We start from the raw sequence: 24,837 nt of genomic DNA, 5'->3' as shown, positions 1-24,837 counted from the left end.
GTAGCAGCCGCTACGCCTTCATGCGCCTCGCGTTGGGCCCTTTTGATCGGCCTTGAGAATAGAAAAAGGGCCGCTGCCTTCTTCCGGCAGCGGCCCTTTTTTGACGTGACGGACATTGGTCGTCAGTTGGTCGGTTCCACGACCCTCGCCTGGGCGGGGACCAGCACGATCTGGATACGGCGGTTTTGTTCGCGGCCTTCGGGGGTGTCGTTGTCGGCGATGGGGCGGTAGGGGCCGTAGCCGGTGACAGCGAGGCGCTCGCCGGGGATGCCGACCTGGTCCTGGAGGAAATGGACAACGTTGGCGGCGCGGGCGGTGGAGAGTTCCCAGTTGCTGGGAAACTTGTCCCGCAGGCGGGCGCTGATCGGTACGTTGTCGGTGTGCCCTTCGACTTGCACGACCTTGTCCTGGGCGGCGTTGAGGATGTTGCCGACCCGGCGCAGGACGTCGAGTCCTTCCGGTTTGATCTCGGCCTTGCCGGAGTCGAACAGGATCCGCTCGACCATGTTGACGGTCAGCCGTCCCTGCAGTTCGGAGATGGTGACTTCGCCCCGCTGGATCTCGTTTTCCAGTTTGCCTACCAGCTGATCGTAGGTGTTCTTCAATTGCGCCAGGCGTGCTTCGCGGGCGATGCGTTCCCGTTCCACCTGGTTCTCAAGATCATGTTTCGCCGCTTCCAGGGCATCGATCTTCTGCCGCATTTCGGTCATCGCTGCGCCGGCTTCGGCGCTGCGGGTGGTCAGAACGTCTTCCAGCCGCCTGATGTCGTTCTGGGCCCGTTCCAGGTCATCATTACAGGCCTTGAGGCGCTCGCCGGTGTCGGTCAGTTTGTCGGTGAGCCCCTCTTTTTCACTGCTCAGTTGCCGGTAGTCTTCCTGCAGCTTGGAGAGGGATGACTGCAGTTCGTCTCGTGACGCCTGCAGCCGGTTGGCTTCGGCTGCCTTTTGTTCGTAGGTTGACTTGCTCACGCAGCCGGTCGTGAGCAGGCAGAGACAAAGACCGAAAAAAAAGAACGGGGACGTGATGCGCACGGCAATCTCCTTGGTTGTCAGAGGATGCCCGGAGGGCTATTTTCCAGGATCTTCTTTTCTATCATAACTGTTTGGAATGTAAAGGAAAAACAATTTGCCTTATTTCCCTTGTCGGGGTTTGGGGGCTATGATATAAAAAAGTGTTTTCAATAGTTTAGCGTCTATTTTTCAGCCTCTTCGGCTGCGTCGGAAACGGCTGTTCTTGTCAGGAGTATGCATGTTTGAAGTTGAACGCATCGTGCGGCAGGCACTGCAGGAGGATATCGGCCTGGGAGATATCACCACCCAGGCGACGGTGGAACCGGGGACCAGGGCTCATGCCGAACTGGTGGCCAAGGAGGATTTTATCCTCTCCGGTGTCAATGTCGCGCGCCGGGTCTTCCATCAGCTTGATGATGAAATCGCTTTTGAGGCCCTCACCGTTGACGGTCAGAAGGTTCGTCGCGGGGAAGTGATCGCCTGGATCAAGGGAGAAGCGGCCGCTCTGCTGCAGGGGGAACGGGTGGCTCTCAACCTGCTGCAGCGGATGAGCGGCATCGCGACCATGACCCGCCGTTTTGTCGATGCCGTTGCCGGAACCCGGGCGACCATTGTCGACACCCGCAAGACGACGCCGGGATTGCGGGTGCTTGAGAAATACTCGGTTCGCCAGGGGGGCGGTCATAACCATCGCACTTCACTTTACGATGGCGTGCTGATCAAGGAAAATCATATTGCCGCGGCCGGTGGTATCGCCGTTGCCGTTGAAAGGGCGCGGGCGCGCGTGTCCCATGTCCTCAAGATTGAAATCGAGACCCGTGACCTCGATGAAGTCAGCCAGGCGCTGGAGGCTGGGGCGGAGGTGATTCTGCTCGACAACATGAGTCCGGATGAGTTGCGCCGGGCGGTGGAGCTGGTTGCCGGACGCGCCCTGACGGAAGCCTCCGGAGGTGTCAATCTCGATACGGTGGCGGATATTGCCGCCACCGGGGTCGACCTGATCTCGGTCGGCGCCTTGACCCATTCCTACCGTTCGGTTGATATTTCGATGCTCTTTCGTTGATGCCTGGGGGACTGCTTGCCGCATAACGATGCCCGCCAACAGATTCTGCGCCTGTTCATGTCCCGGCAGGGGGCCTTTATCTCCGGAGCTGAACTCAGCCGTGAGCTGGGGGTCAGCCGGGCCGCGGTCTGGAAGCAGATTGAATCTCTGCGGGCTCTCGGTTACCGGATCGAGGCGGTCCGCTCGCACGGTTACCGCCTGCAGTCAAGCCCCGACCGACTCTCCGCCGAGGATCTCTCCGCCCGTCTGCAGACGCGTATTGTCGGCCGCGAGCTGGTCTGCTTCGAGGAGACTGATTCCACCAATCTGCAGGCCCTGCGACTGGGAGAACAGGGCGCGACCGAGGGGACGGTGCTGGTCGCCGAGTCCCAACGGGGCGGCAAGGGCCGACTGGGGCGTCACTGGTTGTCCCCGTCCGGCGTCAATCTCTATACATCGATTATTCTGCGGCCGCGGATTCCTCCGTGGGATGCTCCCCAACTGACTTTTCTGTCGGCGGTCGCCGTGGCTCGTGCCGTTCAGCAGGTCTGCGCACTGCCGGCGCGGGTCAAGTGGCCGAATGATATTCTCATCAACGGCCGCAAGGTCGCCGGCCTGCTCAACGAGTTGAGCGCCGAGACCGATGCCGTCCATTTCGTCGTCCTCGGCATCGGCCTCAACATCAATATGCGGGCCGACCAGATCCCCGCCAGCCTGCGCTATCCGGCCACGTCACTGGCCATTGAAATGGACCGGCCGTTGTCCCGGGTCGAGGTTGCCTGTGCTGTCTACCGGCAGCTTGATGATCTCTACCACCTTTATCTCAACGAGGGATTCGACCCGATCCGGCTGGCCTGGGAGGCCTGTTTCGACCTGGTGGGGGAAAAGGTCCGGGTTGAATCCGGGGACCGGACCCTGTCCGGCATCGTGCAGGGTATCGACACCGACGGCGCCCTGCTGGTCGCCGCCGCCGGCACCGTCGAGCGGGTCCTGGCCGGCGATGTGGTGCCGGTGGGGTGAGATGCAAGGCAACCAACAACAGGGTTTAACACCATGCTTCTGGTTATCGATGTAGGCAACAGCAATACCGTACTCGGTATTTACCGTGATTCCGATCTGCTGCACGACTGGCGGCTGACCACCGACAAGGCACGTACGGTCGATGAATACGCCATGCTCATCCATGAGTTGTTCAGCATGTCGGGGTTGCATTTTACCGATATTGATGACGTCATCATCTCCAGTGTCGTGCCGCCGATGCTGCCGACCCTGGAGGGTCTTTGCCGCAGTTACTTCGCCAGGCCGCCGCTGGTGGTCGGCCCCGGGATCAAGACCGGGATGCCGATTCTCTACGACAACCCCCGCGAGGTCGGTGCCGACCGGATTGTCAATGCCATCGCTGCCTATGAGAAGAAACAGCGTCCGTTGATCGTGGTTGATTTCGGCACCGCGACCACCTTTGATTATATTTCAGCGCGGGGCGAATACCTTGGCGGCGCGATTGCTCCAGGCCTGGGAATTTCGACCGAGGCCCTGTTCGACCGGGCCAGCAAGCTGCCGCGGGTCGAATTTTCGCGGCCGCCGCAGGTGATTGCCAAGAACACGGTCAACAGTATCCAGTCCGGTCTTTTCTTCGGCTATGTCGGTCTGGTTGACGGTATCGTTCGGCGGATGCAGGAGGAAGCCGGTGAGTCCGCCTCGGTCCTTGCCACCGGCGGTATCGCCCCCCTGTTGTCCAGGGCCTCGGAAACCATCGAGGAGGTTCATCCCAATCTGACTCTGGAGGGGCTGCAAATTATCTATCAGCGTAATAAAACCGCGTTTTGACACCCCGTAGGGCGGGTGTTAGAATCCTCTTCAATAATCTGCCCGGATCAGTGATTTTTCACCGGTTCACGGGTTCGGCTGTATCAGGGAGTTCATTCGACAGGGGTTACTTAATCAGGTTTGAGTTCCAGTCCCCGCCGTTGCGGGAGTAAAGGAGTGACCATGGGAAAGTACGCGACTGAAAACATCAGAAACCTCGGAATTGTCGCCCAGGGAGACGCCGGCAAGACCTCGCTGACGGAAGCAATGCTCTTCAACACCGGGATGATCGATCGTCTCGGCAAGGTCGATGACGGCTCCTCCGCCATGGATTTCGAACCCGAAGAAGTCAAGCGTCACATCACCATCAGTTCAAGTCTGCATCACTGTGAATGGCAGGGCCATGGCCTGCACATCGTCGATACTCCCGGCTACACCAACTTTCTCCACGATACCCGCAACTGCCTGCGCATCCTCGGCGGTGCGGTGCTGCTGGTTTCCGCCGTTGACGGCGTCAAGGCTTCGACCAACCGGATCTGGGGCTGGATGGATGAATTCGAGGTGCCGCGTATCGCCTTTGTCAACAAACTCGATCGCGAGCGGGCCGACTATCTCAAGGCTCTGGACGAACTGGAAAAGAATCTCGGAACCCGACCGGTTCCGGTCAACATGCCGATCGGCAGCGAAGACAACTTCAAGGGGATCATCGACCTGATCCACATGAAGGCGCGGATTTACCAGTTTGACGACAAGGGAACCTACAGCGAAGAGGAGATTCCGGACGAATATCGCGAGGAGGCCGAGCGGCTGCGCGTGATGCTGGTCGAAGCGGCGGCGGAATCGGATGACGAGTTGATGGAAAAATATCTCGACACCGATGAATTGAACAATGAGGAGATCTACCGTGGTCTGCGGGAAGGGACCCTGACCGGTGTTTTTACCCCGGTTCTGTGCGGCAGCGCCACGGCCAATATCGGGGTCCGGCAGCTGCTCGATTACATCGTCGCCTGTCTGCCGTCTCCGCTCGACAAGGGAACGCAGGTCGGCGTTGACCCCAAGTCAGGCGACGAGGTGACCCGCAATCCCGACCCGAACGAACCCTTCTCGGCCATGGTTTTCAAGACCATCAGTGACCCTTACGCCGGCAAGCTGACCCTCTTCCGGGTTTATTCCGGCAAGGTGAAATCGGACAGCGTGGTTTTCAATCCCAACCGCGACTGCACCGAGCGTCTCGCGACCCTGTACGAGATGGAGGGCAAGAAACAGAAGGCGACGACCGAAGCCGAGGCCGGGGATATCGTTGCCGTGGCCAAACTCAAGGAGACGATGACCGGCGACACCCTCTGCGATGGCGGAAAACCGGTCCAGTATGAAAGCCCGCTGGCCCTGAAGCCGGTTATTTCCTTTGCTCTCGAAGCCAAGTCGAAGGGGGATGAGGACAAGATCATGAGTTCGCTCAAGCGTCTCATGGAAGAGGATCCGACCCTGCAGGTGCAGCGTGACGAGGAAACCAAGGAGATGATCATCTCGGGGATGGGGCAGGTCCATATCGAGGTCGCCTGCGACAAGCTGCAGCGCAAGTTTGGCGTCGAGGTGGTACTCAAGGAACCGAAGGTTCCCTATCGCGAGACGATGAAGAAAACGGTCGAGCAGTCCTACCGCCACAAGAAACAGTCGGGCGGCAAGGGGCAGTTCGCCGATGTCACCATCAAACTTGAGCCGCTTGGCCGTGGAGAAGGGTACGAGTTTGTCAACAAGATCGTTGGTGGCGTCATCCCGAGACAGTTCATTCCCGCTGTCGACAAGGGCATCCAGGAAACGATGCGCAAGGGACCGTTGGCCGGATACCCGGTGCAGGATTTCCGCATCACCCTTTTCGACGGAGGGCACCACAGCGTCGATTCTTCCGAGATGGCCTTCAAAATTGCCGGATCGATGGCCTTCAAGAAGGCGATGGAAGCGGCCAACCCGGTTTTGCTGGAACCGGTCATGGAGATGGAAATCACCGTCCCGGATGACTGCGTCGGCGATGTGATCGGCGACATGAACTCGCGACGGGGCAAGGTTCTCGGTGTCGATCCGCAGGGCGGCAACCAGATTGTCAAGGTCCAGGTGCCGATGTCCGAGGTTCTCAAGTATGCACCGGAACTGCGTTCGATGACCTCTGATCGCGGGCTGTTTACCATGGAATTTTCCCATTACGAAGAAGTCCCCTCGCACATGGCTGCCAAGGTGGTCGCCGCCAGCAAGACCGAGGACTGACCCGGGACGGCTGTTGATGGAAGGGTTGAAGCTGTTATGAGTGGACGTGACGACGAAAATTTCGGGTTTGAAACGGAAAAGGCGTCTGGTGCGGAAGAAGAGGAGTTTACCCTTGCCGTCACCGATGAAGAGTCCGGGGATGGCCCGAAAGACCGCGATCTCTTCGGCGAGGAGCTTTTTACTATCGCCGATGATGAGGTGCTGATCAGTGACGAGGCGGAAACCGGTTTTGAGGTCGAGGAACCGGTCCTCCCTCCGGAAACGGCTGTTGAAGAGGAAGAGGTCGAAGCGGAGCCGTTGTTCGGAGATGCCGGGGACGCGGAGGTCATCTTCGATCCCGGTGAGGAAGAAGTCCTGCCTCCCGTGCGTCGCGGTTCACCGGCGAAACTGGTGTTGCTGGTGCTGGTGCTGCTGTTGGCCGGGGCGCTCGGTTTCTATTTCTTTACCCTGCCGGCCAACGACACCTCGTCCACCCGGATGCCGGTGGTGAAATCTTCGGCGAAACAGCCGATTGTACCGCCGCAGAAAAAAACGGCATCGAATCTGCCGGCGGTTTCGGCTGCTCCCAGGGCCGCGGTTGGGGAAACGGCCGCGGCGGATGTCGCCGTAAGCGGAAAAACGGTTCGTTCCTCGCAGACAAAACCGGAACCGGCGGACGGACCCGTGAAGGTCGCCGCCGCGACCGGGAAAAAGACCGTCGAACCGGACGCCGGGAAACACGTCCCGTCGTCTTCGCCGGTGGTGAAAAAGGTACCCGCGGCATCGTTGGAAAAGGCGGTTGTGAAGGTGCCCGCGGTGTCGAAGCAGGCAAAACGGGCACCTGCCCCGGCCAGGGCCGTCGCCCGTTACCGGGTGCAGGTGGGGGCCTTTCTGCTGAAGAGCAACCTGCACGCGGCGGAGAAAAAAGTTCGGCAACTCGGCTTCACGCCGGTCTTGTCGGAGGCCAGGAAAAAGTCTTCGATGACACGGCTCAAGTACGGCAGCTTCAGTCCGGAGGAGGGACGCCGGAAGTTGGCTGAACTGAAAAAAATAGATGCCGATGCCTTCGTGCTGCACGAGGGCGACCGGCTCGGTGTCTATGCCGGATCTTATCTTGATCTCGATAAGGCGCGGCATTATGCCGATCTGTTGTGGGAGAAGGGGATTCATGTCGACGAGGTTCCGGTCGAGGTGGATGTGCCCCTGCATCGTCTCAGCCTCGGCGGCTTTACCGACCGGGAAAGTGCCCGGGCCGCGGCTGAAAAGGCAAAAAAAGCCGGTCTTGAAGCCCGGGTTATCGCCCTTCGAAACATCTGAGTTCCGCAATGACCTCACAGAAAAAAACGGTGCGCCTCAAGGTTTCCCCCGAGGTGGCCCGTGTCGTCGACCCCAAAGCCCCCCGGGAACTGAAGCTGTCAGCGGCCCGGGGGGCCTTGCCGTTAAGCGGCAGGGACCTGGTGACAACCCTCTTCTTCCTGGCTCACGGCAAAGACCGGGATATCCGTCGGTCGGCCCTGCAGACTTTCCGCGCCCTGCCGGGCAGCATCCTGCAGCCGGTCGCTCTCGATGCCGGTGCCCATCCGCAACTGCTTGACTTCATGGCGCGTTATCATCTTCATGATTTGGCGCTGATGGAGATTGTCCTGACCCATTCTCAAATCAGCGATGAAACCCTGATCCATGTCGCCGGCCGGGCGACCGGGAGCGTGCTCTCGCTGATTGCCAACAACGATGAGCGGTTGATTCGCGAGCCTGAGATCATCAACGCGATCTTTGCCAATCCCGACGCCGACAAGGCGGTCAAGTTTCGTCTCGGCTGGAAAGACCCCGAGGCGGAACCAACCGAAGAGGAGCAGAAGCAGCGGGAAGATCATGCCGCCGAAATCGAAGAGATGGATGATGAGGTCAAGTCGAAATACCAGTTGGCACTCGAGTTCGGTGTTTCGGAGAAGATCAAGGCGGCGCTGACCGGTGACAAGGAATGGCGCAATCTGCTGATCAAGGATTCCAACAAGCTGGTCTGTTCGGCGGTGATCAAGAACCCGCGCATCACCGAGGGGGAGATTCTCATGGTGGCCAAGAATCGCAGTGCCCACGAAGAGCTGATCCGCCTGATCAATCTCAACCGCGAATGGGTCAAGAATTACGAAATCCGCCGCGCGCTGGTGATGAATCCGCGCACGCCGTTGCCCAAGGCCCTCCGCTATATGAGTACTTTGACCGACAAAGATATCAGGGAACTCTCCAAGAGCCGAAATGTAACCCAGGTGATCGTCAATAATGCCCGGCGGATGATCATGGCGAAGGAAAAGAAGAAATGACGAAGAATGCCGTTGCTGAATATCGGGTCGGTATCCTGACCCTGTCCGACAAGGGAGCGCGGGGGGAACGGGTTGATGAAAGCGGCGAAATCCTGCGGGAGATGGCCGCCGAGTTGGGGACGGTCTGTTGCTACGAAATGATACCTGATGATTTTCCCCTGATTGTCGCCACCCTGCGGGACTGGGCGGACAACCGTAAACTTGACCTGCTGCTGACCACCGGCGGTACCGGTCTGAGTCCCCGCGATGTCACCCCCGAGGCGACCCTGGCGGTGATTGATCGTGAGGTTCCCGGCATGGCCGAAGCGATGCGTGCCGCGAGCCTGGCAAAGACGCCGCACGCGATGATTTCACGGGCGGTGGTCGGCCTGCGCGGGACGACGTTGATTGCCAACATGCCGGGCAGCCCGAAAGCGGTACGGGAAAACTTTGCCGTACTGTTGCCGGCTCTGCCCCATGCCCTGGCCAAGCTCAAAGGCGATCCGAGCGACTGTGCCCGCTGAATGCCGATCATGGTAAAGATTTCCTCCTCCCCATCCGAAAAGAGACTATGAGGGGTGCGGCAATTCACCATGTTGTTGATGGAGACTGACCATGGAACGGAAAAAAGTCCTGCTGGCGGATGACGTAGAACTGTTTCTTGAACTGGAAAAGACCTTTTTCCGGCGTGAACAGGTCGATCTGCTGATTGCCCGCAATGGTGTTGAAGCGGTCGAGTTGGCCCGTCGCGAAAAGCCGCATCTGATATTCATGGATCTGTTCATGCCGGAGATGAATGGTGATGCCGCCTGTCGAGCCATCAAGGCCGATCCGGAACTGGCGGATATCCCCCTGCTGATGGTGACCCACGGTGGGCGTGGGGCCGATCTTGAACGCTGCCGGGCGGCGGGTTGTGACGACCTGCTGCTGAAGCCGATCAACCGTCATCAGTTCGTCGACGCGGCCAGCCGTTACCTGCGTTTGAGTGAGCGCCAGGCACCGCGGGTCGATGCCCGGCTGCAGGTGCGTTACGGCGAGGGGCTGAAGCGGGAGTTGACCGACTACAGCCTGAATATCAGTACCGGAGGAGTTTTTCTGGAAACCTCCAATCCACTGCCGCCCGGCTCGCCTCTCTCCCTTGAATTCAATCTTCCCAATCGCTCCGAACCGATCGTCAGCCAGGCTCGGGTTGCCTGGATCAATGATCCGAAGCGAATCACCAAGCCCCATCTGCCGGCCGGCATGGGTGTGCAGTTTCTCGATCTGTCTCTCGCCGATCTGCAGGCCGTGCGGGATTTCGTACAGACCGCGTTCCGCAAAACCTGATTCCGTCTCTCCGCTACTTTCCCGGAAAGTTTCCCCACGGCTCGGTTTCCACACTGTCCCGTTGTCCTGCCCCTCTGCAGTCCTTTCGCCTTGCTGTGACTTGACAGGATGCAAAAAAGTTGCAAATCCAATCGTTCTTTTTTGACCTGGATCAATTGCGTAAATCGAAATGGCTGTTAATGTTTCCAAATGTGGTTAAGCACATTCCTGTCTTGTACCGATAACCCCTTTAAAGAAGTTTGAACGCCCCGCGGGGCCAACCCTTCCCAGGAGGAAAACGATGAAGAAGAGTGCGGTTGTATCAATTCTGGCCATGCTGACGGCGTTGTTGTTCTGCGGCGCTTTCACCGCTGTGGCCAAGGACCGGATTTCGAAGCAGACGGCTGAATGTCTGGAGTGTCATTCTTCGACGACGACCGGTATTGTCAAACAGTGGGAGAAGAGTGCCCACTGGAGTTCCGGGGTCGGCTGTTACGAGTGTCACAAGGCTGAAAAGACCGATGCCGACGCCATGGATCACTACGGTTTTACCGTAGCGATCATCGTCTCTCCGCGTGACTGCGGCCAGTGCCATGCCAAGGAAACCGCCGAGCAGGAGGCCAGTCATCACGCCAAGGCCGGTGATATTCTCAATACCAAGGACGGTATTCTCGGCCAGACCGTCGGCGGTGAACCGGCGGTCGCGGTTGCCTGCCGGCAGTGTCATGGCTCCATCGTCAAGGTCAATGCCGACGGTACCCTTGATACCGGCACCTGGCCCAATACCGGTATCGGCCGGGTTAATCCGGACGGTTCCAAGGGGACCTGTTCCGCCTGTCACACCCGCCATCGTTTCAGCAAGGAACAGGCCCGTCAGCCGGAGACCTGCGGCAAGTGTCATCTCGGCCCTGATCATCCGCAGAAGGAGGTTTACGAAGAGTCCAAGCACGGCATTCTCTATCGGGCCTTTAAAGATGACATGAACATGGACAAGTCGAAGTGGGTCTCCGGTGAGGATTATTTCGATGCCGCGACCTGCGCCACCTGTCACATGAGCGCCACCCGCAATCAGGGCGTGACGCATGATGTCGGTACCCGGCTCTCCTGGGACCTGCGGGCTCCGGTTTCCAAGCGGACCGCCAACAGCCCCGAGAAACTGAAGGCGATGAAAGACGTCTGCTCCTCCTGCCATGCCGGTCCGTTTGTCGACGGGTTCTACAAGCAGCTGGACGAGTTCGTCGAGTTCTACAACAACAAGTTCGCTATCCCGGCCAGGGAAATCCGCGCCCTGCTGATCAAGGAAGGTGTGCTGACCAAGGCCAACTTCGACGACAAGATTGACTGGATCTATTGGGAACTCTGGCATCATGAAGGCCGCCGCGCCCGTCACGGCGCCGCCATGAGCGGTCCCGATTACGCCTGGTGGCATGGCATCTACGAAGTGGCCAAGCACTTCTATACCGAACTGCTGCCCGAGGCCAAGGAAGCCTGCGAGAAGGCCGGCAAGCCCGAGGTCTACAAGCAGATCATCGCCAAGTATATCGATGGCCGCAAGGAGCATGAGTGGTACACCAAGGGCTTCGATAAAAAACGGATCCAGGAGATGAAGAAGTATTACCAGGAGCGTTACCAGCAGAAGGTTGACTGACAGCGGTCAACAACAGCAGGGGCGACCGGCGAACCGGTCGCCCCTTTTTCATGAGAGGACAAAGCCATGCCGGTCAGTGGAGTTGTTATCAGCATCGACGCCACGCGCGACAACGAAGTTGTCGAGAAACTGAATCGTCTGCAGGGGGTTGAAGTGATGACGGAACGTACCGAGGGAAAGCTGGTAGCCGTGATCGACGCTCCGGACTTCGAGGTCCAGGAAGAACTGACCCGAAGCATCCGTGAGGTCGACGGGGTCGCGGATCTGACTCTCGCCTATCACAATTTCGAAGATATGGTCGACGCCTGAAACAGGCGGCGATTGCGTGGAGAAAGGATCGGGATATGACGCTCAAGCGAAGGGAATTTATCAAGGGAGCTGCGGCGGCCGCCGCCCTGTCGGCTGCCGGCCTGCCAGTCAATCTGCTTCTGGCGGAACGGGCTGCAGCTGCCGACGACGGTTTGACCTGGGGCAAAGCCCCCTGTCGTTTCTGTGGTACCGGCTGCGGGGTGTTGGTCGGCACCCGGAACGGCAAGGTGGTCGCGACCCGTGGCGATGCCAAGGCGCCGGTTAACAAGGGGCTCAACTGTATCAAGGGCTATTTTCTCGCCAAGATTCTTTACGGCCCGGACCGGTTGACCAAACCGTTGTTGCGCAAGGGGGACAGGTTCGTTGAGATTTCCTGGGACCAGGCCCTGGATACGATAGCCGACAAGCTCAAAAACACCATTCGGGCCTTTGGTCCTCAGGCGGTCGGCATGTTCGGTTCCGGCCAGTGGACGATCCAGGACGGCTATGTCGCCGCCAAGTTCATGAAGGCCGGTATCGGCAGCAACAGCATCGATCCGAACGCCCGGTTCTGCATGGCCAGCGCTGTCGCCGCCTTCATGAAGACCTTCGGTTCGGATGAACCGATGGGCAATTACGAGGATCTCGATCTCGGCGACACCTTTTTCCTCTGGGGCGCCAACATGAGCGAGTGTCATCCGATCCTCTTCTCGCGCATGACTGCCAACCGGGTGAAAAATCCCGACGTTAAAATCATCGATCTGGCACCGCGTTTCACACGCACCTCCCAGGAAGCGGATATGTATGTCGGCTTCCGGCCGCAAACCGACCTGGTGCTGGCCAACGGCATTGCCCATGTCATAATCCGCGACAAGCTTTACGATGAGAAGTTTATTGCCAATAACGTGGTCTTCAAGAAGGCGAAAACCAACATCGGTTATGGTACCGAGGATCGCTTCAAGTTTAGGGACAAGGAGGAGATGATCGACTTCGCGGCCTACAAAGAGATGATCGCCGAGTATACGCCGAAAAAAGTCGAAGAAATTTCCGGGGTTCCGGCGGCCAAGGTGGAAGAACTGGCCCGCCTCTATGCCGATCCCAAGCGCAAGGTCTGCTCTTATTGGACCATGGGGTTCAATCAGCATGTGCGCGGCACCTGGGTCAACCAGCTGGTTTACAACCTTCATCTGCTGACAGGTAAGATTTCCCAGCCGGGGCAGGGGCCCTTCAGTCTCACCGGCCAGCCTTCGGCTTGCGGTACCGCCCGTGAGGTCGGCACCTTCGCCCATCGTCTGCCGGCCGACATGGTGGTGATGAAGAAGGAGCATCGTGAGAAAGCGGCCAGAATCTGGAATGTCCCCGTTTCGAAGATCTCCGCCAAGCCTGGTTTCCATGCTACCGAGATGCTGCGGGCGCTCGATCGCGGCGACATCCGCTTTCTGTGGGTGCAGTGCAACAATCCCTTCCAGGCGGCCCCCAACGTCGATCGATTCCGCAAGGGAGCACGCAAGCCGGGACGCTTTATCGTTGTTTCGGAAGCCTATCCGACCCGCTCCACCGAGGTCGCCGACCTGATCCTGCCGACTGCCATGTGGGTCGAGAAAGAGGGGATGTTCGGTAATGCCGAGCGCCGCACCCAGCACTGGTTTAAGCTGGCCGACGCTCCCGGTGAGGCGAAAGAGGACCTCTGGCAGATCATCGAGGTGGCCAGGCGCATGGGGCTCGGCAAGCTGTTCGAGTACCCGGAAGACAAGCCGCTGCACCAGGCGCTGTTTGAAGAGTACCGCCAGTTCGGTCTCGGCACCGGCAAAGATCTCGCTCCCTACGAACTCTACCAGAAGGAACGCGGGGTGATTTGGCCTTACATCAACGGTAAGAGCGTCCGGTGGCGCTACAATGAGAAGTACGATCCCATGGTTGACAAGGGGGCCGGTATCCAGTTTCACAAGGCCAAGAAATACGGCAAGAGGGCGGCCATCTATTTCCGTCCTTACGAGCCGGCTGCCGAGCCGCCCGATGCCGCCTATCCTTTCTGGCTCTGTACCGGCCGGGTGCTGGAACATTGGCATACCGGCACCATGACCCGCCGGGTTCCGGAACTGCATCGCGCGGTACCGGAGGCTTTCTGCGAGCTGCACCCCGAGGATGCCGGAGAGCTGGGGATCAGGAACGGTGACCGCATTCGTCTTACCACCCGCCGCGGGCAGTTGGAACTCAAGGCCAGTGTCGGCGGGCGCGGCGTGCCGGGACGGGGCAGCGTCTTCGTCCCCTTCTTCGATGAGGAGAAGATGATCAATAACCTGACTCTGGACGCCCTCTGCCCGATTTCCAAGGAGCCGGATTACAAGAAGTGCGCGGTCAAAGTCGAAAAAGTCTGATGTCGGAAGAACGTCGGCGAGCCGTGATAACCGGGGTGCGCGCCGCCCTGACCGGAGCCGCGGCGGGGTATCTGCTGCTGCGTTCCGGGTCCGGTTATGCTTGGCTGCTGCGGCCGCCGGGAGCGGTCGAGGAGCAGGAGTTCCTGCGCAAGTGCATCCGCTGCGGACGCTGCGCTCAGTCCTGTCTCTATCGGGCGGTCGATATGGGGCGACTCGACGCCGGCATTGCTCTCGGCACGCCGGTTATCCGGGCGCGAAAAAATCCCTGCCGGCTCTGTGCCGACCTGCCCTGCGTCAAGGCCTGCCCGAGCGGCGCTCTCGATCCGCAGCTACAGGATGCCGTCAAGACCCGCATCGGCACCGCGGTGCTGGTCGAGCGACAGGAGTGCCTGTCGCTCAAGGGACTGCGTTGCGAAGTCTGCTATCGTACCTGTCCGTTGCTCGACAAGGCGATCACCATCGAGAATTATCTCAACGCCCGTACCGGTCGCCACGCGATCTTTGAACCGGTGGTTCACAAGGAACACTGCACCGGTTGCGGCATCTGTGAACAGGCCTGCGTGCTGGATCGGCCGGCAATTGTCGTCGGCCCGCTGCAGCCTCCGTCGGAGAGTCTCTATGAAGGTTAATCATTGGACTCTAGCGCGGCGAGTGGTGCAGTTGACGGTGATAGGCCTGCTTCTCACCCCATGTCTCGGCTGGGGGCTGTTTCAGGGCAATCTGCAGTCGGCGTCGCTGCTCGGGCTCAAGCTTTCCGATCCCCTGGCCGCTCTGCAGGTGCTGCTGTTGACCGGTACCGTGGCGCTGCCGTTGCTTGGTGGGGCGCTGCTGGTCCTCGGTGGTTACGGACTGCTGGGGGGCAAGACCTTCTGCGGCTGGGTCTGCCCGCTCGGACTGGTAACCGATGTGTTCGAATACCTGCCGAGTACTCGCCAGCTCCGGATCTGGCCCCTGCGGGGAAAGATGATCGCCCTGCTGGTGGTGCTGCTGCTCAGCCTGACGCTGAAAATACCGGCATTCGAAACCATCTCCCCGATCGGCATTGTCAGCCGCGCCCTGAGCTTCGGGCCAGCCAGTGATCTGTTGCTGGTGGCGGCGATTTTACTGGTGGAGGTGCTGTTGGTCCGGCGTTTCTGGTGTCGCAGTCTCTGCCCTCTGGGAGGCTTCTACAGCCTGGCGGGGCGGGTCAGTCCGCTGCGCATCGGTTATCGGGCCGAAGCCTGTACCCATTGCGATCGTTGCCGCAGGAGTTGCTTCGTTTTCGAGGTGCTGGACGCGCCGCTGGTCGAGGGGACGAGCCATGTTGTCTCCGGAGAATGTACCCGTTGCGGTGCCTGCCTTGACGCCTGTCCGACCGGTGCTCTGAACATGAGATTTCAACATCCTCTCAAATAAGGAGAATACGATGAAAACTATCCTGACTCTGATTTCATTCCTGCTGTTAGCGCTGTTCTGGGGCTGCCAGACTGCGCAGCCGACTGCGCCCGCGGTGTCTGATTCAAGTCTTTCCGTACCGGCGGGGTCGACTGGAAATCCCCCCCTGATTCCCCATGATGTTGCTGCCGATGAAGGCGGTGATACCTGCCTCGGTTGTCATCGCAACGGCGACAATGGAGCCCCAAAAACAGAGCATCCGCAGTATGTCGACTGTCGCCAGTGCCATATCCCCGGGACCGGTGACGTGAAGCCCTTCTCGACAAGCTATTAACAACGGGCTGCTGCATGGGATAATATAAAAGTTGGCTTCCTGTCGAGTTTGGTTCGGCCCGTCACAAAAGGAGTTGCCATGGCTGATCAACGCTGCAGTCGCTGTCACATGCTCTATCCGGAAGAGGAACTGCTGATCCGGGAAGACAACGGTGAGCCGGTTTGTGCCGACTGTTCAGGCCTGCTCGCCGGTGAGGATCTCAGTTGTCGTTATGACGAGGACGGCTGAACCCGTTTCCTGATTGCTGTCCGCGTCATCCATCACGCCGACCTTTTTCCGGGGTCGGCGTTCTTTCTGTCAAACCTGAATCCGTGAGTTCCTGTCGGATGGAGAGTGCAAGTGCTTGGCCTGAATGGGATTCCCAAAAATTTGAAGCGCACCCATAGGTTCGCTGGTCATTTTTGGGAAGCTCAAGGTCAAAGGTATACAGCATACGTTTTCCATCCACAAGATTCTGTGGATAGGGGTGTTGACAACTGCTCATTCCGGCTGTAAGTGCATTCAGAAAACGGCGGAAATAGCGAATTGCCTAGAAAACCGGCAGCACCCAAGGTCTGCGATAAATTGCAATTATTAAAGAATCACTATATTTATAAAGTCATTGAAAAATTGCGTAATTGGCGTTGACATACGGCTGACGGGCTTGTCAGAATACGTCCGGTCCGACAGCCTGTGCTGCCGGTTCCGGAGGGTTTGCCCGGAAAGGAAGAAGCGATGCGTATCACACCGGCAACAGAATTGACCGATCGTTTTCAGCGGCTGCAGTCGCTGATGCTGCAAGAGAGCCTTGATGCCGTGATTCTGGCCCAGAACGCCGACCTGTTTTATTTTTCCGGCGCCACCCAGCAGGGGCTGCTCTATATCCCGGTTGACGGGGAACCGCTCTATCTGGTGCGCAGGGATTTCGGCCGGGCAAGGATGGAATCGGGACTCAAGCACCTGGTGCCGTTGCGCAGTCCACGTGATCTTCCCGGTGTCCTGGCGGATTTCGGCTACGCGACGCCGAAACGGGTCGGCCTGGAACTCGATGTGCTGCCGGTTGCGTTTTTCCGTCGTCTGGAAAAGGTCTTGACCGGGTGTGATTTTCGAGATGCCACGCCGTTGATCCGTGGGGTTCGCGCCGTTAAGTCGGATTACGAGATCTCGATCATGAAGGACGCGGCGTTGATCGCTGACAAGATTCACCAGCGTGCCGCCGAGGTTATCCGCGAGGGTATCACCGACCTGGAACTGGCGGCGGAGCTGGAATTTCATGCTCGCAAGGAAGGGCACCAGGGCTATATCCGCATGCGCGGGTTCAACAGTGAAATCTTTTTCGGTCATGCCTTTTCCGGTCCCGACAGCGCGGTTCCGACCGGCAGCGATACCCCGCTCGGGGGGATGGGGTTGAATCCTTCCTTTGCCCAAGGCGCCAGTTACAAGAAGATCCGTCCTCAAGAGCCGGTCCTGGTTGATTTCGTCAGCTGTTTTGACGGTTACATGGTTGATCAGACCCGGCTGTTCTGCATCGGCGGACTTGATCCGAAACTGGAGAAGGGGTTTGCCGACATGTTGCAGATCCAGCAGCTGCTGATGGAGCAGGCCCGCCCCGGGGTCGCCTGGGGGGCGATCTACGATACCTGCCTGCAGGCGGCACGGCAGCTCGGGTACGGTGAGCACTTCATGGGTGCCGGCAATGCCCGGGTGTCTTTCATCGGCCACGGGGTGGGGGTGGAACTGGATGAATATCCCTTTATCGCCCGCGGGTTCAACGATCAACTGCTCGAAGAGAAAATGACCTTTGCCTTCGAGCCGAAAGTTGTTTTTCCCGGTCTCGGCGCCGTCGGTATCGAGAACACCTTCTGGGTTTCAGGTGACGGGTTGAAATCCTTGACCTACTCCGATCAGTCGCTGCGAATTCTCTGATCCTGCTCTGCCGGGCATTGCTCTGTCTGCTCCGGGTCCTGCCAGCAACGACCCTGCCAGTCATAGTGCTCGCGCGGGCGGAAACTGTCCTTGTACGCCATCCGTTCCGCTCCCGGGACGAAGTATCCCAGATAGTAGTAACGCAGGCCGAGTTGTCGCGTGTAGCTGATTTCGTGCAGTACGCTCAGGGTTCCGAGACGCAGGTGGCTGAATTCGGGATCGTAGCAGAAGTAGATACTGCTCAGGGCTTCACTGCTCCGGTCGAGATAGCCGATGCCGATCAGCCGTCCGTTGTGCCGATATTCACTCTGCAGGGCCGGTCCTGAAGGGAAATAGAAATGCATCAGGAAACTATCCCGGTCGACCTCTTCTCCGAAACGCCGCAGAGAATGCTCCCGGTAGATTTCGAAGGCGCGTTCTGTGATGCGCAGTGGTCCGAAACGAACGTCGACGCAATGCCCTTTTCTCTCCACCCGTCGTTGGCCGCGTGACGGTCGAAAGTCGGCGACGGGTACCCGCACCGGAATGCATTGTCGGCATCCGGGACAGGCCGGCTGAAAAAAATAGGGCCCGAATTTGCGCCATCCCCGTGTCAGCAACCGGTTCAGTTCCTCTGCCTTGAGGTTCCTGGCCAGAAACGAGAGGGATGATTTCGGTCGACCGGGAAGATAGGGACAGTCTTCCGGAATTTCACAGCTGGGGTTCTGAAGAATCTGCATGATATTCAACAGTAGCACAGATTTCCGCACGGCAAATCGGACGCTTGCAATTCAGGGCGGAAAGATTAGGCTTGAGTCAGGGTTCAGGATAAATACGCGGATAATGACAAGTACATTCTTTCAAAAGGAGATTTGAGAGATGAAGGGTCTGATAAAAGTTCTGGTTGCCTTGCTGGTCGTTGTCGTCGCGGTGTTTGCCGGCGTGCTGTTTTATGTCGACACGATTGCCAAGAAGGCGATTGAATACGGCGGCAGTCAGGCTCTCGGGGTGCCGACCAGCCTGCAGCAGATTCATATTTCGCTGTTCGGAGGCGAGGCCTCACTCACCGGGTTGAAGGTTGCCAACCCGCCCGGTTTCAGCGGAGATCAATTTCTCAGTCTCGGCAGCGGTGAAGTGGCTGTCTCGCTCGGATCGTTGACCGGCGACACCATTCGCATCCCGAAGGTGCGCCTCGCCGATATCGTCGTCAATCTTGAGCAGGACGGCAAGAAGAACAATATCCAGCCCCTGCTGCGAAACGCCAAGGCTGCTTCCGGCGGTGCTTCTTCGGGGCGAAAAGCGCCCGCGGCATCCGAAGGGAGCGGCAAGAAATTCATCGTTGATCGTTTCACCATTGAAAATGTCCGGGTTACTGCCCATCTCGCGGCTCTTGGACAGTCTTCGAAAATCAACCTGGTGCTGCCGAAGATCGAGTTGAAGAATCTCGGCGCCGACAAGGGCGGCATGCCGATGGAGGAGATGATCCAGAAGGTGGTGCAGGCGATTCTCGATGCCGCGGCCAACAGCAGCGGCAGCCTCTCGCCAATGCTCTCCAACCTGCTCAAGGGTGAACTCAAGGGGCTCGATACGATCAGGACCGAGGTCATCGGCAAGGCCGGAGTCGAGGTGGAGAAGGCTGCCGCCAAAGTTCAGGAACAGTTGGACAAGGTCCAGTTGCCCGCCGGTGATTCCGACAAGGTTCAGCAGGAGGCCGACAAGGTCCTGAAAGGGGTCAAGGGATTGTTCGGCGGCAGCAAGTAACGGCTGGGCCATAAGCTCACTGATTCAGGGAACTGTCAGTCTCCGGGGATATGTTCCATTGCTGTCCGCAACCTGTTCCGCAGGGCATGCAGGTCCGGGCTGATCGATACCTTGTAGCGGTGCGGATTGGTGGTTCGCAGGGTTCCGCTCGGCAGGGCGAGAAGGCCGGTCCGGCAGCGTTCCGCGAGGCGGGCGAGGGGCTCGGTCGGTAGCAATTTCTGTCCGTTGTTCATCACTGTCTGCCGTAGATCGCGGATGGTCAGGTCCGGTTCCAGTGTCCGAGTCCGGGCCGGGTTGGTCGGATCGAAGACGGTCGTTCCCGCCGTTGGTTTTTCCCCCGGTCGGGTCAGCACATCCTGCACATGACGCCCCTCCGCGGTACTCAGCCGCCACAGGATCTTGCGACCCGGCAGGGTCGCCTTGGTGATGTCGGCGGTCAGTTTCATCTTGGGCCGACCGTCGATTTCAACCAGCTTGTAGACGCCTCCCAGGGCTCCGCCCCCCTTTCCGGCGCAGGTTGCCAGCCGGGTACCGACTCCGTAGATATCAATGCAGCCACCCTCGTCGCGAATGGCGTGAATCACCTCTTCGTCCAGTTCGTTGGAGGCGACGATCCTGACCTCCGGGAAACCCGCTTCATCCAGCATCCGCCTGGCCTGTCGACTGAGCCAGGCGAGATCCCCCGAATCGAGCCGAATACCGAGCAGTTCGTGTCCCCTGGCGCGCAGTTCCCCTGCCACCCGGATGGCGTTCGGCAGCCCGCTGCCGAGGGTGTCGCAGGTGTCGACCAGCAGCACGCAGTTGTCGGGAAAGGCTTCGGCGTAGGCGCGGAAGGCGCTCAGTTCGTCGTCGAAAGCCATGATCCAGCTGTGGGCGTGGGTTCCCCTGATCGGCAGCCCGAACTGTTTGCCGGCCAGCACGTTGCTGGTGCTGCCGACCCCGCCGATACAGGCGGCGCGGGCCACCGACAGGGCGCCGTCCGGTCCCTGGGCGCGGCGCAGGCCGAACTCCAGAACCGTACTCTCTCCGGCGGCCAGGCTGACGCGGGCCGCCTTGGTGGCGACCAGGGTCTGGAAATTGATGATATTGAGCAGGGCGGTTTCAACCAGTTGCGCCTCGGCCAGGCCGGCTTCCACGGTCAGCAGCGGTTCATGGGGAAAGACGATGCTGCCTTCCGGAGGCGCCAGCACCCGGCCGCGAAAACGGAAGTCGCGCAGGTAGGCGAGGAAGGCTTCGTCAAACAGCTGCAGCGAGGCGAGGTAGCCCAGGTCGTCTTCGCTGAAGGAGAGTTCGGCCAGGTAGTCGAGGGCCGGGCCGAGCCCGGCAAAGACGGCGTAGCCGCCGCCATAGGGAAGATCGCGGAAAAAGAGGTCGAAGACCGCCGGGCGTTCCGCCAGCCCCTCCCGCCGGTAGCCGGCCAGCATGGTCAGCTGGTAAAGGTCGGTGAGCAGGGCTGAGGGTTTCATGGCAACTCCTTCGATTGTCAGCTGAGCAGTTGATCGATGGCCCGCAAGCCTTCGAGGGCGCCGCAGGGTAGACCGATGTGCGGCGGCCGGATATGGGCCTCGCGCGGGTTGATGCGGACCACCCCGGCGTTCGACCGGCCGCCGAGCCTTTCGCTGATATGGCGGATGGTGGGGATGGCGGTTCCGGCGCCCATTTCGACCACCGCCAGCCGCCGGTCGCGGTGCTGGTCGCAGAACAGGTCGAAACGCATCTGCTGACCGTGGCTGCGCTGCGGCAACCAGGAACAGTCGCCGAACATCAGGATGTTCGGTCGCGCCGTGCCGCCGCAATGGGGGCATTGCGGCACCCGGTCGGCGCGCATCGAGTCGAAGTCGACCGCTATCTCTTCCCGGTTCGGCCAGATCGCGTTGCTGCAGGGAATCAGGCACTGCAGGTGATGGATGGAGCCGTGTACTTCGAGGATCTGCTCCTCGGCGAACCCTGCTTTCTGGAACTGGCCGTCGACATTGGAGGTGACGACAAAGGTGTCGAGATTGAAACGCGCGGCCCAGGATTGCAGGAGATCGAATCCGGCATGTGGTTTGGTTTCGCGGTAGAGGTTGGTGCGGTGACCATAGAATCCCCAGCCGAAGGCCGGGTCGCGTTCAAAATGCTCCGGGTTGGCGGCGCCGACAAAGTTGATGCCGAGGTGTCGGTACATGGGGTAGGCGTTCCAGAAGCCATGGTCGCCGCGGAAGTCGGGCAGGCCCGAGTCGACACCCATGCCGGCGCCGGCGGTGATGACCAGTGCTTCGGCCTTCCGCAGGATCTCCGCCGCTTTCTGAACTGCTTCTGTCATCGTGTGCTCCCGTTTCGGTTCCTGATCAGATGGCCACCCGGACCGGTCGCGGTTCGAGCAGGCGGGTCACATCGGTTGCGGCGATCTCGACCAGGAATCCGCGTTTGCCGCCGTTGAGGTAAATGGTTTCGAGGTCCGTAATACTTTCCTCCATGTAGACCGGCATCTGTTTTCGGGTGCCGAACGGAGAGGTGCCGCCGACCAGGTAGCCGGAATGCCGGTTGGCGACCTCCGGCGCGCAGGGCTGGATCGATTTGCAGCCGATCGTGCGTGCCAGTTGCCGGGTTGAGACTTCCCGGTCGCCGTGCATCAGGACGATCAGCGGCTGCCGTCGTTCATCCTCCATGATCAGGGTCTTGATCACCCGGTGTTCGTCGATCCCCAGTTCCCGGGCCGAGGCGGCGGTGCCGCCTTTCTCCTGGTAGCTGTAGAGGTGCGGGATGAAGGCGACCCGGTGCTGTTTCAGCAGGCGGACGGCCGGGGTGACCGGAAACTTGATCTTGGCCATCGATTATCCCCTGCTTTGAAACCAGGAGAGAATCAGCATCAGCTGGCTGCCGACCAGAACCAGCAGGCTGACGCCGCCGAGAACCTGGAACAGCTTGTTCGTGGCGCGCCGCAACTGCCAGCTCATCGGCAGCAGCAGCCCGAAGATCACCCCGCCGATGACGCCGCCGGCATGTCCGGCGTTGTCGGCCCCGACCAGCAGCCCGAAGATAAAGGCGAACACCGCCCATTGCAGCATGAAGTTGCGGCGCTGAATGGACCCGGGATCACCGAGGCGGTGATAGTGGACGGCGGCAAAGCCGATCAGGCCGAAGATCGCGGACGAGGCGCCGACCACCGGGGCCAGGGGATGCCAGAGATAATCGGCCCAGGAGCCGGTCAGGGCGCAGAGGGTGTAGAGGGTCAGGAAACGACCGGGACCGAGTTCGCTTTCGACCAGCGGACCGACCTGGTAGAGAACCACCATGTTGAAAGCGAGGTGGATCAGCCCGGCATGGGTGAAGGCGTAGCTGATGCAGCGCCACCATTCTCCCTCGCTGAGGACCAGCGGCCAGTACTGGGCGCCGGCATGGATCAACAGGTAGCCGTCGGGGGAGAGCAGGGGGCGCAGGCCCTGTCCGGCGAGCATTCCCTGGACAATCATCAGGACAAAAAAGACCAGGTTGGCAAGGATCAGCGTCCGGCTGACCTGGATCGAGGTGGTCGGCAGTTCGCCCCGTTTGAGGTTTCGCAGGGCGCGCTCCCAGCGCATGGCACGCCACTGCCAGCGGGGAGTGTTGAGGCCGAGAGCGCGAAAGATTTCAGTCAGGTTCATGAGGTTCCTTCTGCTTGAGTCGTTAGCACTATGACAAAAAAGCGGCCGCTCTTCAAGCCGCGGCAAACGGGAACGGTGGTTTCTGGTATTCTGGAAGACATGAAGGTCCCCGCTCTGTCGTTACTGTTCCTGATCCTGTTTTCTTTCTGTCGACCGGGTTCGGTTATGGCCGCGCCGCTGGTGGATGAAGTTCGCGAACAGTTGCGTTCCCTGCTGGAAGATGCCGCGCCGGCCGTTGAATTGCCGGGTATTCGGCAGTTGCTTGTGAATCCGCGCCTGCGGCAATTCTATCGGCAGCGGAACCATGTTCCCGCCTGGATGAACAATCTCGGTCTGACCACCATGGCGCACCAGTTGCTTGATGTGTTGCGTGCCAGCGGCGACAAGGGGTTGTGCAGTGATCATTACCACCTGCAGGAACTGGAGCCGCTGGTTCGTTACGAGGCCGATTCCCTGCGGTCCGAAGTTCTGTTCGATGCCCGTTACCAGGCGCTGATCGACCTGTTGTTGACCGACGCCTACTTCGGCTACGCGGTCGATATCTCCGGGGGCAGGATACCACCGGTTGCCGGTCAACGCCGCAAGGGACTTGATCGTCTTGTCCCCTATCTTGAGAAAGCCCTCGGCAGTGGACAAATAACCGCCGGCCTTGAACGCCTGGAACCGCGTCAGCCCGGCTATCTGGCCCTGCGCGATGAACTGCAGCGCTTGCGGGCGCTCTCCGCTTACGGTGGTTGGCCGACGGTTCCGGCGGGCGAGGTGCTTCGTCCGGGGATGCGGGATGAACGGTTGCCGGTGTTGCGCAACCGGCTCTTTTTCGGTGGTGATCTGCAACCCTACGCGGCCTGGGACGAGAAGAACTACGGACCCGAAACGGAGCAGGCGGTCCGTCGTTTCCAGTTGCGGCATGGGTTGCGCGAGGACGGCGTGCTGGGGACGATGACCCTGGCGGAGCTGAACCTTCCGGTCGAGGCGAGGATCCGCCAGATCAGTTACAACCTGCAGCGCTGGCGCAGCGAGCCGGACAGCTTCGGCGGACGCAGTCTGCAGGTCAACATCGCCGCCTTCCGGCTGGACGTGGTCGAGAATGGTGAGACAGTGATGAGCATGCCGGTGGTGGTCGGCACCCCCTATCGCAAGACACCGAACTTTTCCGCGCAGTTGCGTTACCTGGAGTTCGCCCCTTTCTGGTATGTGCCGAAAACCATTCTGCGTGAGGACAAGCTGCCGATCATCCGCCGCGACCCCGGCTGGCTGACCCGCCATCACTACGAGATTCTTTCCTGGGTCGGCAAGGGGGAGCGCCTGCTCGATCCGGAAAAACTTGACTGGTCGAAAATCCACGCCGACAATTTCCCCGGCATACTGCGCATGCGTCCCGGTCCCTGGAACCCGCTCGGCCGGGTCAAATTCATGTTCCCCAACCGCTACGCGGTCTATCTGCACGATACTGATTCCCCGCAGCTGTTTGATCGTAACGCCAGGCTTTTCAGCTCGGGCTGTATCCGTGTTGAACGTCCCCTCGATCTGGCCGAGTACCTGCTGCAGTCACTGGATGGCTGGGATTGTGAGCGGATTCTGGCGGCGATGAACAGCGACCGGACCCTCAAGGTCGATCTGCCGGAACCGATTCCGGTTCATATCTTCTACTGGACGGCCTGGGTCGACAGCGGTGGTCGGGTGCAGTATCGCCCTGATGTCTACCAGCGTGACGCCGACCTCGAGATCGCCTGGGAAAAACGGCTGCCGCAACAGGACACGGCGCCGCAGCTGGCAGGGCAGTGAGATGTGAGATGTGAGATGTGAGATGTGAGATGTGAGATGTGAGATGTGAGATGTG

The 24,837-nt window shown here is 59.7% G+C and carries 24 protein-coding genes; 18 read left to right on the top strand and 6 right to left on the bottom strand.

Features of this window, described 5'->3' with window-relative positions:
- Positions 1-122: 122 nt before the first annotated feature.
- Positions 123-1,031, bottom strand: coding sequence for an OmpA/MotB family protein (locus B5V00_RS13190; RefSeq protein WP_085011281.1), 909 nt, complete (start codon positions 1,029-1,031; stop codon positions 123-125).
- Between the two features lie 217 nt (positions 1,032-1,248).
- On the opposite strand from B5V00_RS13190, the gene nadC reads away from it, so the two are divergent.
- From nadC to B5V00_RS13115, 16 genes are all read left to right on the top strand, one after another.
- Entirely contained in the window at positions 1,249-2,073 is an 825-nt protein-coding gene (gene nadC, locus B5V00_RS13185) for a carboxylating nicotinate-nucleotide diphosphorylase (protein WP_085011280.1), read from the top strand.
- Positions 2,074-2,088: 15 nt separating this feature from the next.
- On the top strand, positions 2,089-3,072 hold the full coding sequence (locus B5V00_RS13180) for a biotin--[acetyl-CoA-carboxylase] ligase (protein ID WP_139800778.1): 984 nt from the start codon (positions 2,089-2,091) through the stop codon (positions 3,070-3,072).
- 33 nt (positions 3,073-3,105) lie between these two features.
- Positions 3,106-3,879 carry a type III pantothenate kinase gene (locus B5V00_RS13175; protein WP_085011279.1) on the top strand — a complete coding sequence of 258 codons (774 nt, stop codon included), beginning with the start codon at positions 3,106-3,108 and terminating at the stop codon, positions 3,877-3,879.
- A gap of 162 nt (positions 3,880-4,041) precedes the next feature.
- Positions 4,042-6,120, top strand: coding sequence for an elongation factor G (fusA, locus tag B5V00_RS13170; RefSeq protein WP_085011278.1), 2,079 nt, complete (start codon positions 4,042-4,044; stop codon positions 6,118-6,120).
- A 36-nt stretch (positions 6,121-6,156) separates the two neighbouring features.
- Complete coding sequence (locus B5V00_RS13165; protein WP_085011277.1) at positions 6,157-7,416, top strand: SPOR domain-containing protein; 1,260 nt, start codon at positions 6,157-6,159, stop codon at positions 7,414-7,416.
- Between the two features lie 8 nt (positions 7,417-7,424).
- Positions 7,425-8,420, top strand: coding sequence for a hypothetical protein (locus tag B5V00_RS13160; RefSeq protein WP_085011276.1), 996 nt, complete (start codon positions 7,425-7,427; stop codon positions 8,418-8,420).
- The gene (locus B5V00_RS13155) at positions 8,417-8,923 is read left to right on the top strand and encodes a MogA/MoaB family molybdenum cofactor biosynthesis protein (protein WP_085011275.1); all 507 of its coding nucleotides are present in this window, start codon (positions 8,417-8,419) and stop codon (positions 8,921-8,923) included. Before B5V00_RS13160 ends, B5V00_RS13155 begins: the two co-directional genes overlap by 4 nt.
- Before the next feature lie 91 nt (positions 8,924-9,014).
- Entirely contained in the window at positions 9,015-9,725 is a 711-nt protein-coding gene (locus B5V00_RS13150; RefSeq protein ID WP_085011274.1) for a TIGR02266 family protein, read from the top strand.
- Positions 9,726-10,005: 280 nt separating this feature from the next.
- On the top strand, positions 10,006-11,352 hold the full coding sequence (locus B5V00_RS13145) for a multiheme c-type cytochrome (protein ID WP_139800777.1): 1,347 nt from the start codon (positions 10,006-10,008) through the stop codon (positions 11,350-11,352).
- Between the two features lie 66 nt (positions 11,353-11,418).
- Positions 11,419-11,661 (top strand): chaperone NapD, encoded by a 243-nt coding sequence (locus tag B5V00_RS13140; protein WP_085011273.1) that lies wholly within the window; start codon positions 11,419-11,421, stop codon positions 11,659-11,661.
- A 35-nt stretch (positions 11,662-11,696) separates the two neighbouring features.
- On the top strand, positions 11,697-14,018 hold the full coding sequence (locus tag B5V00_RS13135) for a molybdopterin-dependent oxidoreductase (RefSeq protein ID WP_085011272.1): 2,322 nt from the start codon (positions 11,697-11,699) through the stop codon (positions 14,016-14,018).
- A complete protein-coding gene (locus B5V00_RS13130; protein ID WP_085011271.1) occupies positions 14,018-14,647 on the top strand; it encodes a 4Fe-4S dicluster domain-containing protein in 630 nt (209 codons plus the stop codon). Before B5V00_RS13135 ends, B5V00_RS13130 begins: the two co-directional genes overlap by 1 nt.
- Positions 14,637-15,413, top strand: a complete 777-nt coding sequence (locus B5V00_RS13125) for a NapH/MauN family ferredoxin-type protein (RefSeq protein ID WP_085011270.1) — start codon at positions 14,637-14,639, stop codon at positions 15,411-15,413. Before B5V00_RS13130 ends, B5V00_RS13125 begins: the two co-directional genes overlap by 11 nt.
- Positions 15,414-15,423: 10 nt before the next feature.
- Positions 15,424-15,726, top strand: a complete 303-nt coding sequence (locus tag B5V00_RS17000; RefSeq protein WP_139800776.1) for a hypothetical protein — start codon at positions 15,424-15,426, stop codon at positions 15,724-15,726.
- Between the two features lie 78 nt (positions 15,727-15,804).
- Positions 15,805-15,954, top strand: a complete 150-nt coding sequence (locus tag B5V00_RS17225; protein ID WP_158247185.1) for a hypothetical protein — start codon at positions 15,805-15,807, stop codon at positions 15,952-15,954.
- A 486-nt stretch (positions 15,955-16,440) separates the two neighbouring features.
- Positions 16,441-17,631 (top strand): M24 family metallopeptidase, encoded by a 1,191-nt coding sequence (locus tag B5V00_RS13115; protein ID WP_085011268.1) that lies wholly within the window; start codon positions 16,441-16,443, stop codon positions 17,629-17,631.
- On the opposite strand, the gene B5V00_RS13110 is transcribed toward B5V00_RS13115, so the two are convergent.
- The gene (locus B5V00_RS13110; protein ID WP_139800775.1) at positions 17,610-18,368 is read right to left on the bottom strand and encodes an arginyltransferase; all 759 of its coding nucleotides are present in this window, start codon (positions 18,366-18,368) and stop codon (positions 17,610-17,612) included. The two genes, B5V00_RS13115 and B5V00_RS13110, sit on opposite strands and share 22 nt — an antisense overlap.
- Positions 18,369-18,489: 121 nt before the next feature.
- Between B5V00_RS13110 and B5V00_RS13105 the strand changes: the two genes are divergently transcribed.
- A complete protein-coding gene (locus B5V00_RS13105; protein WP_085011266.1) occupies positions 18,490-19,371 on the top strand; it encodes a DUF748 domain-containing protein in 882 nt (293 codons plus the stop codon).
- Between the two features lie 35 nt (positions 19,372-19,406).
- Here the strand turns inward: B5V00_RS13105 and B5V00_RS13100 are convergent, their stop codons facing one another.
- From B5V00_RS13100 to B5V00_RS13085, 4 genes are read right to left on the bottom strand one after another with little or no spacing between them, the layout of a single operon-like run.
- Positions 19,407-20,837, bottom strand: a complete 1,431-nt coding sequence (locus B5V00_RS13100) for a nicotinate phosphoribosyltransferase (protein WP_085011265.1) — start codon at positions 20,835-20,837, stop codon at positions 19,407-19,409.
- Positions 20,838-20,854: 17 nt separating this feature from the next.
- Positions 20,855-21,676, bottom strand: coding sequence for an SIR2 family NAD-dependent protein deacylase (locus B5V00_RS13095; RefSeq protein ID WP_085011264.1), 822 nt, complete (start codon positions 21,674-21,676; stop codon positions 20,855-20,857).
- 25 nt (positions 21,677-21,701) lie between these two features.
- Positions 21,702-22,184: a Cys-tRNA(Pro) deacylase gene (gene ybaK / locus B5V00_RS13090; protein WP_085011263.1), complete on the bottom strand. Its 483-nt coding sequence runs from the start codon at positions 22,182-22,184 to the stop codon at positions 21,702-21,704.
- A 3-nt stretch (positions 22,185-22,187) separates the two neighbouring features.
- The gene (locus tag B5V00_RS13085; protein WP_085011262.1) at positions 22,188-22,997 is read right to left on the bottom strand and encodes a rhomboid family intramembrane serine protease; all 810 of its coding nucleotides are present in this window, start codon (positions 22,995-22,997) and stop codon (positions 22,188-22,190) included.
- Between the two features lie 99 nt (positions 22,998-23,096).
- Between B5V00_RS13085 and B5V00_RS13080 the strand changes: the two genes are divergently transcribed.
- Positions 23,097-24,782, top strand: a complete 1,686-nt coding sequence (locus B5V00_RS13080) for a L,D-transpeptidase family protein (protein ID WP_172399753.1) — start codon at positions 23,097-23,099, stop codon at positions 24,780-24,782.
- Positions 24,783-24,837: the final 55 nt, after the last annotated feature.

This window comes from Geothermobacter hydrogeniphilus (assembly GCF_002093115.1).
Classification (GTDB): Bacteria; Desulfobacterota; Desulfuromonadia; order Desulfuromonadales; family Geothermobacteraceae; genus Geothermobacter_A; species Geothermobacter_A hydrogeniphilus.
Note: the sequence above shows the minus strand (reverse complement) of the source record. Positions and strands in the feature narration are given on the sequence as shown.

Excerpts from the sequence above, each read along its gene's own strand:
- nadC (WP_085011280.1), top strand. The coding sequence starts at position 1,249 with ATGTTTGAAGTTGAACGCATCGTGCGGCAGGCACTGCAGGAGGATATC.
- B5V00_RS13175 (WP_085011279.1), top strand. The coding sequence starts at position 3,106 with ATGCTTCTGGTTATCGATGTAGGCAACAGCAATACCGTACTCGGTATT.
- fusA (WP_085011278.1), top strand. The coding sequence starts at position 4,042 with ATGGGAAAGTACGCGACTGAAAACATCAGAAACCTCGGAATTGTCGCC.
- B5V00_RS13165 (WP_085011277.1), top strand. The coding sequence starts at position 6,157 with ATGAGTGGACGTGACGACGAAAATTTCGGGTTTGAAACGGAAAAGGCG.
- B5V00_RS13160 (WP_085011276.1), top strand. The coding sequence starts at position 7,425 with ATGACCTCACAGAAAAAAACGGTGCGCCTCAAGGTTTCCCCCGAGGTG.
- B5V00_RS13155 (WP_085011275.1), top strand. The coding sequence starts at position 8,417 with ATGACGAAGAATGCCGTTGCTGAATATCGGGTCGGTATCCTGACCCTG.
- B5V00_RS13150 (WP_085011274.1), top strand. The coding sequence starts at position 9,015 with ATGGAACGGAAAAAAGTCCTGCTGGCGGATGACGTAGAACTGTTTCTT.
- B5V00_RS13145 (WP_139800777.1), top strand. The coding sequence starts at position 10,006 with ATGAAGAAGAGTGCGGTTGTATCAATTCTGGCCATGCTGACGGCGTTG.
- B5V00_RS13140 (WP_085011273.1), top strand. The coding sequence starts at position 11,419 with ATGCCGGTCAGTGGAGTTGTTATCAGCATCGACGCCACGCGCGACAAC.
- B5V00_RS13135 (WP_085011272.1), top strand. The coding sequence starts at position 11,697 with ATGACGCTCAAGCGAAGGGAATTTATCAAGGGAGCTGCGGCGGCCGCC.
- B5V00_RS13130 (WP_085011271.1), top strand. The coding sequence starts at position 14,018 with ATGTCGGAAGAACGTCGGCGAGCCGTGATAACCGGGGTGCGCGCCGCC.
- B5V00_RS13125 (WP_085011270.1), top strand. The coding sequence starts at position 14,637 with ATGAAGGTTAATCATTGGACTCTAGCGCGGCGAGTGGTGCAGTTGACG.
- B5V00_RS17000 (WP_139800776.1), top strand. The coding sequence starts at position 15,424 with ATGAAAACTATCCTGACTCTGATTTCATTCCTGCTGTTAGCGCTGTTC.
- B5V00_RS17225 (WP_158247185.1), top strand. The coding sequence starts at position 15,805 with ATGGCTGATCAACGCTGCAGTCGCTGTCACATGCTCTATCCGGAAGAG.
- B5V00_RS13115 (WP_085011268.1), top strand. The coding sequence starts at position 16,441 with ATGCGTATCACACCGGCAACAGAATTGACCGATCGTTTTCAGCGGCTG.
- B5V00_RS13105 (WP_085011266.1), top strand. The coding sequence starts at position 18,490 with ATGAAGGGTCTGATAAAAGTTCTGGTTGCCTTGCTGGTCGTTGTCGTC.
- B5V00_RS13100 (WP_085011265.1), bottom strand. The coding sequence starts at position 20,837 with ATGAAACCCTCAGCCCTGCTCACCGACCTTTACCAGCTGACCATGCTG.
- B5V00_RS13095 (WP_085011264.1), bottom strand. The coding sequence starts at position 21,676 with ATGACAGAAGCAGTTCAGAAAGCGGCGGAGATCCTGCGGAAGGCCGAA.
- ybaK (WP_085011263.1), bottom strand. The coding sequence starts at position 22,184 with ATGGCCAAGATCAAGTTTCCGGTCACCCCGGCCGTCCGCCTGCTGAAA.
- B5V00_RS13085 (WP_085011262.1), bottom strand. The coding sequence starts at position 22,997 with ATGAACCTGACTGAAATCTTTCGCGCTCTCGGCCTCAACACTCCCCGC.
- B5V00_RS13080 (WP_172399753.1), top strand. The coding sequence starts at position 23,097 with ATGAAGGTCCCCGCTCTGTCGTTACTGTTCCTGATCCTGTTTTCTTTC.